This is a genomic window from Wenyingzhuangia sp. IMCC45574 (genome assembly GCF_054182685.1).
This window is the reverse complement of sequence record NZ_CM135169.1, coordinates 3776270-3789035: the sequence shown is the minus strand read 5'-3', so window position 1 is coordinate 3789035 and position 12766 is coordinate 3776270. Positions and strand designations below refer to the sequence as shown.

Annotated in this window: 9 protein-coding genes; 5 read left to right on the top strand and 4 right to left on the bottom strand. The window is 34.0% G+C overall.

The features are described from left to right. Window positions 1–17 precede the first annotated feature (17 nt). Entirely contained in the window at window positions 18–1730 is a 1713-nt protein-coding gene (gene gldJ, locus ACXHHC_RS16135) for a gliding motility lipoprotein GldJ (RefSeq protein ID WP_458227398.1), read from the top strand. A gap of 59 nt (window positions 1731–1789) precedes the next feature. Here the strand turns inward: gldJ and ACXHHC_RS16130 are convergent, their stop codons facing one another. Next, a complete protein-coding gene (locus tag ACXHHC_RS16130; RefSeq protein WP_458227397.1) occupies window positions 1790–2128 on the bottom strand; it encodes a cupin domain-containing protein in 339 nt (112 codons plus the stop codon). Window positions 2129–2228: 100 nt separating this feature from the next. Here ACXHHC_RS16130 and ACXHHC_RS16125 point away from each other — a divergent pair, with 100 nt between their 5' ends. Continuing rightward, window positions 2229–3386 carry a beta-ketoacyl synthase N-terminal-like domain-containing protein gene (locus ACXHHC_RS16125; protein ID WP_458227396.1) on the top strand — a complete coding sequence of 386 codons (1158 nt, stop codon included), beginning with the start codon at window positions 2229–2231 and terminating at the stop codon, window positions 3384–3386. 50 nt (window positions 3387–3436) lie between these two features. Further along, the gene (bioB, locus tag ACXHHC_RS16120) at window positions 3437–4552 is read left to right on the top strand and encodes a biotin synthase BioB (RefSeq protein WP_458227395.1); all 1116 of its coding nucleotides are present in this window, start codon (window positions 3437–3439) and stop codon (window positions 4550–4552) included. A 76-nt stretch (window positions 4553–4628) separates the two neighbouring features. Here the strand turns inward: bioB and ACXHHC_RS16115 are convergent, their stop codons facing one another. Next, a complete protein-coding gene (locus ACXHHC_RS16115) occupies window positions 4629–4847 on the bottom strand; it encodes a hypothetical protein (protein ID WP_458227394.1) in 219 nt (72 codons plus the stop codon). Window positions 4848–5259: 412 nt separating this feature from the next. Here ACXHHC_RS16115 and dnaE point away from each other — a divergent pair, with 412 nt between their 5' ends. Together dnaE and ACXHHC_RS16105 are read left to right on the top strand one after the other, a co-directional pair. Continuing rightward, the gene (gene dnaE / locus ACXHHC_RS16110) at window positions 5260–9762 is read left to right on the top strand and encodes a DNA polymerase III subunit alpha (RefSeq protein WP_458227393.1); all 4503 of its coding nucleotides are present in this window, start codon (window positions 5260–5262) and stop codon (window positions 9760–9762) included. A gap of 204 nt (window positions 9763–9966) precedes the next feature. Next, window positions 9967–10563 (top strand): Crp/Fnr family transcriptional regulator, encoded by a 597-nt coding sequence (locus tag ACXHHC_RS16105; RefSeq protein ID WP_458227392.1) that lies wholly within the window; start codon window positions 9967–9969, stop codon window positions 10561–10563. A 17-nt stretch (window positions 10564–10580) separates the two neighbouring features. Here the strand turns inward: ACXHHC_RS16105 and ACXHHC_RS16100 are convergent, their stop codons facing one another. Both ACXHHC_RS16100 and ACXHHC_RS16095 read right to left on the bottom strand, forming a co-directional pair. Further along, window positions 10581–11777 (bottom strand): IS256 family transposase, encoded by a 1197-nt coding sequence (locus ACXHHC_RS16100; protein WP_458226684.1) that lies wholly within the window; start codon window positions 11775–11777, stop codon window positions 10581–10583. A gap of 114 nt (window positions 11778–11891) precedes the next feature. After that, complete coding sequence (locus ACXHHC_RS16095) at window positions 11892–12275, bottom strand: DUF6326 family protein (RefSeq protein ID WP_458227391.1); 384 nt, start codon at window positions 12273–12275, stop codon at window positions 11892–11894. Between the last annotated feature and the right edge of the window lie 491 nt (window positions 12276–12766).

Here is a 12766-nt window from a genome sequence, read left to right as displayed (position 1 = left end):
AATGACACCTTATTCTTATGAAGAATATTCTAAAACCTTTACTTCTTAGCTCTTGTTTAACATTAGTGTTTACAAGTTGTGAAAAAATTAAAGAATTAACGCAAAAAGTTACTGGCTCTAAAACTGCATCTTACACTACAAAAGGTAATGCAGGGTTTTACTTAAGCGATCCTGAAAATGATGGTTTGGTAAGTCTTTCGAATTCAGACAAAACTAAAGCTCCTAAATCTATGGCATATGTAGAAGGTGGATCTTTTGTTATGGGTCAAATTCAGCAAGACGTAATGATGGAAAGCAATAACAAACCTCATACAGAAAATGTAAAAGGTTTTTTTATTGACAAATGCGAAACCACCAATGCCCAATACAACGAATATATTAATTGGTTAAAGAAAGTTTTCCCACAAGAAAACCCTAAATACAAACACATATACTCGTCTGCTATCCCAGATGAAAACGTATGGAGAAACCCTTTAAGAAGTGACAGTAGATTAACTGAAACTTATTTCAGACATCCAGCATTTCAAAACTACCCTGTTGTAGGTGTTAGTTGGAGACAAGCTAATGATTACTGTACTTGGCGAACAAATAGAGTAGCGGAAAAAGGGATGGTTGAAAAAGGGCTATTAAAAGACCTATGGGATCCTGCAAACAATATAACAACTGAAGGTAGAGACCATTTTGATGTTGAAGTTTTTGAAGCTGATCCTAAATTATTATACAGTGGAAATACTGATATTTTCACAGAATATGTTACAAAACCAGATGATTTCGTTCAAGATTCTATTGCTAGCGAAACTGACAAAGGAAATATTAAATTAAATATTGATGAGTTTTCTCCATATTTAAGATTTAGATTACCTTCTGAATTAGAATGGGAACATGCAGCTAGAGGAGATGTACAGAACAGAGCTTATAATTCTATTAGAGGTAGAAAAAAATATCCTTGGACAAGCGAAACCACGAGAAACCGTAAAAGTAAATACTACACACAGCACGCTAACTTTAAAGAATCTAAGGGTAATTACAGTGGTATTGCTGGTTGGACTTCAGATTACGGAGACATTACAACTCCAGTAAAAAAATTCCCTCCAAATGCATATGGGTTATATGATATGGCTGGAAATGTTGCGGAATGGGTATTTGACGTTTACCGTCCAGAAATTGACTCTGACTTTAACGACTTTAACTATGCAAGAGGAAATGTCTTTAGAAAAAGAAAAATTGATGAAACAGGAAAAGCTATTGTAGCTAGTTTCGAAGATATCGAATACGACACATTACCTAACGGTAAAATAGTACCTTCTGTATTACCTGGTCAGATTATTAAGGTTCCAGTTACAAATAATGACACTTACTTAAATCTAAGTTATCAACAATCGGATAATAAAGATTTTGGTGACGGAGATTTAACTTCTACTAGAAATTATCAAATTCAAAATGATAAAGACAGAATTAAAAGAATGTACAACTCTCCTATAATAGAAAAACCTGTTAAAAACGAAGAAACTGGAGAATTAGAATATATCTACGACAAAAAACCTAGAACAACATTAATCACTAATTATTCTAGAGTTTACAAAGGTGGATCGTGGAAAGATAGAGAGTTCTGGTTAGACCCTGCTCAGAGAAGATTCTTAGAAGAATACATGTCTACTAACTTTATCGGATTTAGATGTGCCGCTAGTAAAGTAGGGGTAAGTCATAAAAAGCCTAAAGCTTTCAATTAAGAAAAAAGTAATTAAAATAAAAAAAGTGAATCTCCTGAGATTCACTTTTTTTATGCAATTTAATCTGTCGCAATTCCAAAGTATATCCAAGCTACATCTTCCTTATAATTATTGTGTTGCGAATGCATCTCCCCTGCTTCAACAGTAATGCAATCTCCTGTAGAAACGGTAACTTTTTTACCTTCTACTACAAAATCTATTTTTCCTTTCTGAATTAAAAAAACCTCATACATTGTTTCGTGTTTATGAGATGTTACTTCTTGTCCAGGTTTAAAAACAGCAGAACCAAACTGCATCAATTTTGGAATTTCTCCATTAGAAACAAACACCTTTTTTTTTATTTCTGGATCATGGCTCGTTGGTAGCTCGGCTAACTCAGTCGTCTTTACTAATTTCATACAATTAAAATTTCTGTGATGTAAAAATAATAAAAGCTAAAATTTAATTTCTATCGTTTTCAATTGTTATTAGTTAGTATCTTCGCGTAAATTTTACCAAATGGAGTTGATTTCAATTACTGGTTATAGCTCAATTTCCCCTTTAGGAACTGAAAAAGATAAAATCTGGAACAATTACACCAGTAACCGTCATTTCTTATCCCTTAAAGAGTTTGAATCAGTTTCTGGGTTAGTTGGAGCTTTACCAAAGGATTTAGAACTAGAACTAGATCAGTTAAAAAAATCAAATCCTAAATATGCCAACCTAGACAAAACTGTCTTAATGGCTATTTATTGTGGAAGAAAAGCAACAGAAAATGCCAATTGGAAACCTAATTCAGAATTTGGAATTAATATTGGATCTTCTAGAGGAGCTACTTCTCTATTTGAGAAATTTTACAATGATTTTTCGGAAAGTAAATTGGGTAAAACACACCCTTTAACTTCTCCTACAACTACACTGGGTAATTTATCAACTTGGGTAGCTGATGACTTACAATCTAACGGACCAACTGTTTCACACTCCATTACCTGTTCTACAGGTTTACATGCTATTCTAAATGGAATTGCCTGGTTAAACTCAGGAATGTCTAACAAGTTTTTGGTAGGTGCTACAGAAGCTCCAAATACTGCTTTTACCATTGCACAAATGCAAGCCTTAAAAATATATGCAGAAAACAAAGGAGACTTTCCTTCTAGGGCTTTAGATTTTAACAAATCTAAAAACACCATGTGCTTAGGTGAAGGTGCTGCCTTTTTTTGTTTGGAAAAAGGAGAAAAAGAAAATGCCATAGCAACTATTGAATCTATTGGTTATGCTACCGAAAAATTAAAACACAATATATCCATTACAGAAGAGGCTGAATGTTTTCAAAAATCCATGAAAATGGCATTAAAAAATAGCAACGGAACAATAGATGCTATTGTAATGCATGCACCTGGAACTATTAAAGGTGATACTTCGGAATACAATGCTATTCAAAAAATATTTGGAGAAAACACTCCTGCACTTACCTCTAACAAATGGAAAATTGGACATACATTAGGAACCTCTGGTTGTTTAAGTATGGAACTGGCTTTATTAATGCTAGAGCATCAGAAATTTATAAATATTCCCTATATTTCAAACACCTATACACCTAAAAAACTAGATCGAATTTTAGTAAATGCTGTAGGGTTTGGAGGCAATGCAGTAAGTATTGTTTTAAAGAGAAATTAGTCTTTAATAGAATCAAATTTTACTATTTTTACCGAATCAAAAAGAAACTTATGAGTGAAGTAAGACATAATTGGACGAAAGAAGAAATTCTAGAAATATACAACAAACCTTTAATGGAGCTTTTATACGAAGCTGCTACTATACATAGATTACATCACAACCCTAACGAAGTACAAGTTTCTACTTTGTTATCTATAAAAACAGGAGGTTGTTCAGAAGATTGTGGATATTGTCCTCAGGCTGCTCGTTACCACACAGATATTGACGGAAATGATTTGATGCCTGTTAAGCAAGTAAAAGCACAAGCATTAAGAGCTAAAGCTTCGGGTTCTTCTAGAGTTTGTATGGGAGCTTCTTGGAGAAATGTTAAAGATGGTGAAGAGTTTGATGAAGTATTAGAAATGGTAAGAACCATTAACAAACTAGACATGGAAGTTTGTTGTACATTGGGAATGGTTACAGAAAATCAGGCTCAACGTTTAGCAGAAGCTGGTTTGTACGCTTACAATCACAACTTAGATTCTTCCGAAGAATATTACAAAGAAGTTATCTCTACCAGAGGTTTTCAAGATAGATTAGACACCATAGATAATGTACGTAAAACAAACGTAACAGTTTGTTCTGGTGGAATTATTGGTATGGGAGAATCTATAGAAGATAGAGCCGGAATGTTAGTTGCTTTATCTACATTAAATCCTCAACCAGAATCTACTCCAATAAATGCATTGGTAGCTGTAGAAGGAACTCCACTAGAAGACCAAACACCTGTTGAAATATGGGACATGGTTCGTATGGTAGCCACTACTAGAATTGTATTACCAGAAACTCAAGTTCGTTTGTCTGCGGGTAGAACTCAAATGTCTCAAGAAGGACAAGCTTTTTGTTTCTTTGCAGGTGCCAACTCTATCTTTGCAGGAGACAAACTATTAACAACTCCTAACCCTGATGTAAATGAGGATATGAAGTTGTTTGATAAATTAGGATTGATTCCTATGAAACCTTTTACAAAGAAAGTACAACCTAAATCTGTAGAAGCTAAAGATTCAGAATACCAAGCCTTAGGAGAAAACCCTAAATGGACAAGACCAGAACATAAAATAGACAGAAACGAAGCTGCCAAGCAAAAAGCCAAGGAAATTAGAGCGACAGAAAAAGCTAGCAACTAGTCTTAAATATATATCATAAAAAAAGTATCAGACAATTCTGATACTTTTTTTATTTGCTGATTTTAATAAAATAAGATTAGATAGAAATCTGTAATCTTTTTTCAATCTTCTTCTTTTTTGCAGTCACTAATTTCATAACCTCCATTAACTGAGGGTCTTTGGATTTCTTATAAAATTCATTAATCGTTAAAACGATTTTTTTCCCTAACATAGATGCCTTTACTTTATCTGTATAGGACATTCTAGACATACTCATGTTGCTGTACTCTTCTGCTTCTTTTAGAATTTCTTTCATAGTGTTAATGTTTTAATTAATAATTAAAAAATTCCGACTATCTTAATAGGGGTCGATATCATATGATATAATCATACAGGTTGGAATTTATACTCTTTTAGTTTTATGATAACGTAAATATTGATAAAAAATTTTACTCTTACCTGAGTGCAAAAGTAGTCATTGTTTATAGAACTACCTTACACTTTGTATAACAATCGATTACGTATCACTAAACTAAATATAATAAAAAAACATTAATTCCCTACATATTATAACTAACATTTATCAACCATTATTAAATACATCCTTTTTAATTAAAAATACATGTAGAAATGTTAATAAATAATGAATCTCTTTGGACCACAATTAATCGTTTTAGAAAAATGAATTTGTAATTTTAACAATCCCCAAAATTCCCAAAAAATAGGACATGTACTTAATATTCGATACTGAAACAACTGGACTTCCTAAGAGCTATAAAGCTCCTATGACAGATACCGATAACTGGCCAAGATGTATACAAATAGCATGGCAGTTACATGATGAAATGGGAAGAGTTATAGAGCACGACAACTTTATGATTCAGCCAGATGGTTTTAACATCCCATTTGATTCTGAAAAAATACACGGTATTTCTACAGAATTAGCACAAGAACAAGGAATTTCCTTAAAAGAGGGACTAGATAAATTTAACAACGTTTTAACCAAAACAAAATTTATTGTAGGGCAAAATGTAGGATTCGATGTTAATATAATGGGAGCCGAGTTCTACAGAATGGGAATTACTCCTAATAATGACACCCTACGCTACCATGAGCTTGAGTTAGAAAATTTTGGTTTTAAAACCAAAGCCAACAAAGAGGGAACTTGGCCTTTTGACAATTTACTAGAAGAAGATAAAAATAAATTAGGAATACTAGACACTTGTACCGAAGTAACGGCAAGCCTGTGTCAAATACCTGGAGGTCGTGGAGGAAAATTTAAATTACCAACACTTACCGAATTACACAATTATTTGTTTGGTGTAGGTTTTGGAGAAGCTCACAACGCAACAGCCGATGTGGAAGCAACAACTCGTTGTTTCTTTGAATTAATTCGTAAAGAAAGATTCACCATTGAGCAACTAGACGTTCCTTCTAACTATTTTACTGAATTTAAAACAGTAAACCCAACTCCTATCAAAGTAATTGGTTTACAACACTTAAACCTAAAACAGGAAAGTGATAAAATTCGTAAACGTCAAGCAAAGCAACAAGGAGCTGCTGGTAAGGGAGTTAGTGTAAAGGAAGGATTAGAAAGATTAAAAAATGTTGCTTTTGCACACTTACACAACCACACACAATATTCTATTCTACAATCTACCATAGAAATTGGTGCACTGGTTCATACTGCAGGAAACATGGGAATGTCTGCGGTTGCCATGACCGACATCGGGAACATGATGGCAGCTTTTCACTTTACCAATGCAGCTGCAGGATATAATAAAGGAATTCAAGCCAAAAGAAAAGAAGCAGAAGAGAACGGAGAAGAGTTTACACAAAAAGATTTAGTTCCTATTGTTGGTTGTGAATTAAACGTTTGTGAAAATCATTTAGATAGAACGGCAAAAGATAACGGGTATCCAATAGTTTTCTTAGCTAAAAATAAAAAAGGATATCACAACTTAGCTAAAATGTCTTCTACCGCACATGTAGATGGATTCTATTATGTTCCTCGTATAGACAGAAAAATTGTTAAAAAATACAAAGAAGATATTATTGTATTAACTGGTAATTTATCTGGTGAAGTTCCTAGTAAAATTTTAAATGTAGGTGAAAAGCAAGCAGAAGAAGCTTTGCTATGGTGGAAAGAACAATTTGGGAACGATTTGTACATTGAATTAATGCGACATGGTCAGGAAGATGAAAATGTGGTAAACAAAGTACTCATCGACCTTGGTAAAAAACACGATATTAAAACCGTTGCTGCCAACAACACTTTTTACATTAAAAAAGAAGAAGCCAATGCACACGATATTTTATTATGTGTTAAAGACGGAGAAAAACAAGCAACTCCAATAGGTAGAGGTCGTGGTTACCGTTACGGTTTACCAAACGAAGAATACTATTTTAAGTCGTCGGATGAAATGAAGGAATTGTTTGCAGACATTCCAGAAGCAATTAGCAACATTCAAGAAGTTGTAGACAAAATTACTCCTTTTACCCTAGCACGTGATGTATTATTACCTGCCTTTGACATTCCTGAACAATTTCAAGATATAAAAGACAAAGAAGACGGTGGTAAACGTGGAGAAAATAACTTTTTAAGACATTTAACATACGAAGGAGCTAAAGAACGTTACGAAGAAATTACTGATGACATTCGGGAACGTTTAGACTTAGAGTTAGATGTAATTGCCAAAACAGGGTACCCTGGATATTTCTTAATTGTAGAAGATTTTATTAGAGCTGCTAGAGATATGGGAGTATCTGTAGGACCAGGTCGTGGATCTGCAGCAGGGTCCGCAGCTGCCTACTGTTTAGGAATTACCAATATAGATCCTATTAAATACGATTTACTTTTTGAGCGTTTCTTAAACCCAGAACGTATTTCCATGCCCGATATTGATATTGATTTTGATGACGAAGGAAGGCAAAGTGTAATAGACTATGTAATAGACAAATACGGAGCAAATCAGGTAGCGCAAATTATTACTTACGGTACCATGGCTGCCAAATCTTCTATTCGTGATACCGCTCGTGTATTAGATTTGCCTTTATACGAAGCAGATATGATTGCCAAGTTGATTCCAGGAATCAAACTAAAAAATATTTGGGGAGAAGATCCTAAGAGTAAAGGTAAACGTGATGGTTTACGTTCGGAAGAAAAGGAAATGATAGAGGAGTTAATTCGTCTTGCAGACCAAGACACTCCAATGTCCGAAACCATTAATAAAGCAAGAATTTTAGAAGGTTCTGTAAGAAATACCGGAATTCACGCTTGTGGAGTTATTATTACACCAGACGATATTACAAAATTCGTTCCTGTAGCTACAGCCAAGGATTCCGACATGTACGTTACACAGTTCGACAACTCTGTAGTAGAAGATGCTGGACTACTAAAAATGGACTTCTTGGGGTTAAAAACACTAACCCTAATTAAGCATACCTGCGAAATTGTAAAAGCTCGTCACGGAGTGGAACTCGATCCCGAATCGTTTGATATAGAAGATCAAGCAACTTATGAGCTCTTCCAAAGAGGAGAAACGGTAGGAATATTCCAGTACGAATCTCCTGGTATGCAAAAGTACATGCGAGAGCTAAAGCCTACTGTCTTTGCAGATTTAATTGCAATGAACGCATTGTACCGCCCAGGACCTTTAGAATACATTCCAAACTTTATCGATCGTAAACACGGACGAGAAGAAATTGTGTACGATTTACCTGCCATGGAAAAATACCTGGCAGAAACCTACGGAATTACAGTATATCAAGAGCAGGTAATGCTACTGTCTCAATTGTTGGCAGACTTTACCAAGGGTCAGGCCGATACACTAAGAAAAGCCATGGGTAAAAAACAAATGGCCGTACTAGAAAAAATGAAGCCTTTGTTCATCAAACAAGCTTCAGAAAAAGGCCATGATGCAGAAAAGCTAGAGAAAATCTGGAAAGACTGGGAAGCCTTCGCATCCTATGCCTTTAACAAATCGCACTCTACTTGTTACGCTTGGGTAGCCTTTCAAACCGCATATTTAAAGGCCCACTACCCTGCAGAATATATGGCTGCTGTACTTTCTAACAACATGAACGACCTAAAGCAGGTTACCTTCTTTATGGAAGAATGTAAGCGAATGGGCCTAGAAGTATTAGGGCCAGATGTAAACGAATCTTACGCAAAATTCTCTGTAAACGATCAAGGAGCCGTTCGTTTTGGAATGGCAGCTATTAAAGGAGTAGGTGGTATTGCTGTAGATTCTATTGTCCAAGAACGTAAAGAAAATGGTCCTTATCAATCTATTTTCGATTTAGCGAAAAGAGTAGATTTAAGAACCTGTAATAAAAAAGCTTTTGAAGGTTTAGCACTCGCAGGTGGTTTTGATTCTTTTAAAGATGCACACCGTGCTCAGTTTTTTGAAACCGACGAAAAAGGAAGTACGTTCTTAGAACGTGCAATGAAATTTGGTAACGCATATCAAGAAAGTCAAAACTCCTCTCAAGTTTCTTTGTTTGGAGAAGCTTCGGACGTACAGTTGCCAGAACCTATAATTCCACAGTGCGAAACATGGGGTACTATGGAAACTCTTTCTAAGGAAAAAGAAGTAGTCGGAATTTATATTTCTGCACATCCATTAGACGATTTTAAAAACGAAATGAAATTTACCAACGAAACTATTGCTATGTTCAATCAGGACTTAAAAAAGCAAGTTGGTAAAAAATTCACTTTTGCAGGAATCCTTACCAATGCAGAACACAGAATTGCCAAAAACGGAAATGGATGGGGTTCTTTTGTGATAGAAGATTATACAGATTCTCACGAATTTAGATTGTTTGGAGAAGACTATTTACGCTTTAAACACATGCTCGTTCCCAATTCATTTTTACACCTAACCGGTAATGTAGACAAAGGCTGGATGCAAAAAGACGGTTCCATGGGAGACCCTCGTATTCGTTTCTCTAACTTTATGTTGTTGTCTGAAGTTTTAAAGGAAAAGTGTAAAAAGATTACATTCCGTTTTACGTTAAACGAAATTAAAAAACACCGTGTAGAACAGTTAGAAATGCTATTATCAGGATATAATTTAAAAGATGCCAAGCAAACCGTTGGCTTTAACATTGTATCCGAAAAACACAAAATAGACATAGAAATGCCTTCTAGAACCTATAAACTAAATCTTTCATCAGAACTATTTGGTTATTTAGACAAGGAGGGGTTTGAATATAAGTTGAGTTCTTAAGGTTTAATTTATTTGGGCCTTAGCCGTGCTTTCACTACTCACTTTTTATTTTTTAGAATTCAGAAATAAGAATATAGGAGTTAAGAATTAGACTTCTTAACTCCTATATTCTCAAATTCTAAAAAAATAGCTCAAACATATAGCCTGCCTTGAGGAATTCGAAAGGTTCAATTACTAACTCGATAAAAAAGATTACTACCTAAAATGAACCACATCCTTGTAGACATGATGTCTCAATTAACTCCTTTATCCGAAGAAGAAAAAGCAGACATTAAACGTAGTTTTCCTATTGAAAATTTTGAAAAAGGAACCCATTTATTAAAAGAAGAGCAAATAGTCCAAAATGCTTACTTTGTAATAAAAGGCTGTGTTAGAGAATACAAACAACTAGATGGAGAAGAGAAAACTATTGCATTTTACACTGAAAAACAATCGGTTATTAATTTTAGCAGTATGCTAAACAAAGCTCCCTCTAAAATTAATTTTGTGTGTAGTGAAGATTGTACTCTGGCTATTTTAAATGCTACAAAAGAAAATGAACTCTATCAAAAACACCCTAGATTCGAATCTTTTTGTCGTTCTGGTGTAGAACAAATGCTGGGAGAAAAACACGATGAACTCACTGAGTTTTTATCGTTAAAACCCGAGGAGCGTTATTTAAAATTACAACAAGACAGACCCGATTTAATCAACAGAGTACCACAATACCAAATAGCAAGTTATTTAGGGATTAAACCAGAAACATTAAGTAGAATAAGAAAACGTATGGTGACACTGTCCCTTAATTTGTGTAAGTTCTAAAAATAGGGTTTAGCTACTTATAGCTGGATCCTATTTTCAAATATAGCTAAAAACTGGTTTAGTATTACTCCCCAATTTCTGATAGGCATCGTCCATTTTTTAGTTGATTCTCTTAAAGCTAAAAACACGGATTTAATTACTGCATCATCGGTTGGGTATGAGAGTTTATTTTTGGTATACTTTCTAATTTTTCCATTTAAGTTTTCAATAAGATTAGTAGTGTAAATAATAGTTCTAATCTCTACAGGGAAGTCAAAGAACACAGTTAGTTCATCCCAGTTGTTTTCCCAACTTTTAATAGCATAGGAGTACTTAGAGTTCCACTTCTGCTTAAAGTCTTCTAAAGCAGCTTTGGCTGCCTCTTTAGTAGGAGCTGTATAGATTTCTTTCATATCTTTAGAAAACACTTTTCTATCTTTCCAGACCACATATTTACAAGAGTTTCTAATTTGGTGTACCACACATATTTGAGTTACCGATTCAGGGAATACGGTCTTTATAGTATCTGTAAATCCATTTAGATTGTCCGTAGCTGTGATTAAAATATCCTGAGTTCCTCTAGCTTTGATATCAGTTAAAACCGTCATCCAAAAAGCGGAAGATTCATTCTTACCTAACCATAAACCTAGTACTTCTTTTTTACCATTGGTTTTCAATCCCACAGCTATATAGATGGTCTTGTTGATGATTTTTGAGTTTTCTCGAACTTTAAATACAATTCCATCCATCCAAACAATCAAATAGCAAGGGTCTAAAGGTCTGTTTTTCCAAGCAACGATATCTGAGTTGATTTTATCTGTAATTCGAGATATAGCAGAACTAGAGATATTGAAATCATAAAGCTCTAAGACTTGTTGTTCAATATCAGATACGGACATCCCTTTGGCATAGAGGCTAATAATGATGTTTTCTACACCATCTAAAGTATTTTGTCTCTTCTTTACAATCATAGGGTTAAAACTACCGTCTCTATCTCTTGGAACTGTGATTTCAGATTCCCCTAAACTAGTTTTGATTTTCTTTTTGGAGTAGCCGTTACGTGTATTATCACTTAGAGAAGTTTGGTGTTTGTCATAGTCTAGGTGAGCATCTAATTCTCCCTCTAACATTTTTTCAATTCCTCTTTTTTGAATCTTGGCTAAAAAATTACTCAATTCATCGCCCGTTTTGAATTGCTTTAAAAAGTCGTCGTTTAATAAGTCTTCTGGTTTCATAAAGTGTAAAATTAATAATTAAACAAAAAAACAGGGTTTGAACATCTTCAAACCCTGTTTTTAGAACTTACACACTTTATGGTTTAGTGCCCGTATGGTAGGAAAATAGCATATCTAAACCGTTTCATTTTTCCAATTATAGGCCATAATAGTAATAGTCAATAAACACAGCACCTCTATTCCTCCCATAATTATATAATGTGGTAAAATACTAGCACCACCAACCACATAAAACAACGTAAATATTCCTACAATTATATTTACCTTCCTATTTACTTTGTAAGGCAATGTATTAGATAAATAAATCATTAGAATAGAAAAATTCGTTAAAATAGCTGCAATAGCCATCATAGTTGTTACCTGTAACGGAATCTCAAACACTCCTCCCTTTACAATTTCTATTACTAAAGAAAATACATCTGCAAACACCATATTAAACAATACAACAATCCATAAAAGAGAAAGTTTCATTTCTGTAGATAAAGTTCTTTTTTTCATACTTTGCTTTTTAAGTTTAAAGCAAAATTCCAAAGAAACTCGGTCTTCTTCATTGACTCTCGTCAAGAAAGAAAACTTAAATGCTATTACAACGAACTAAAGTATCCATTAATCTTAATACTCGCTTTTTTAAAAGTTGATTAAAATCAACACTCGCTGTAACATAGAACAATCTTTAGGACACTCTTTCTCCCGACCTTTGTTATAGACAAAAACAAGAACGTTATGATCAAATCAACAACACACACAAACAGAGAAAGAAACACATTTCACGTTACAACGGCTAGACAAAATGCTTCTGAAAGATCACAAACTTACTTTAAACCTTTCTTTAAAAGATAAAAGTAAGAGAACCAAAGAATTTCTTTTAAGAAACTCTTTTACAAAAGATAATAATATTGATAAACAACAATAGAAACTAGAACGTTTCATTTCATTTTTAAGTATGTAACCGAATCTGTTAATTCAGATTCGGTTTTTATTTTTGGAGT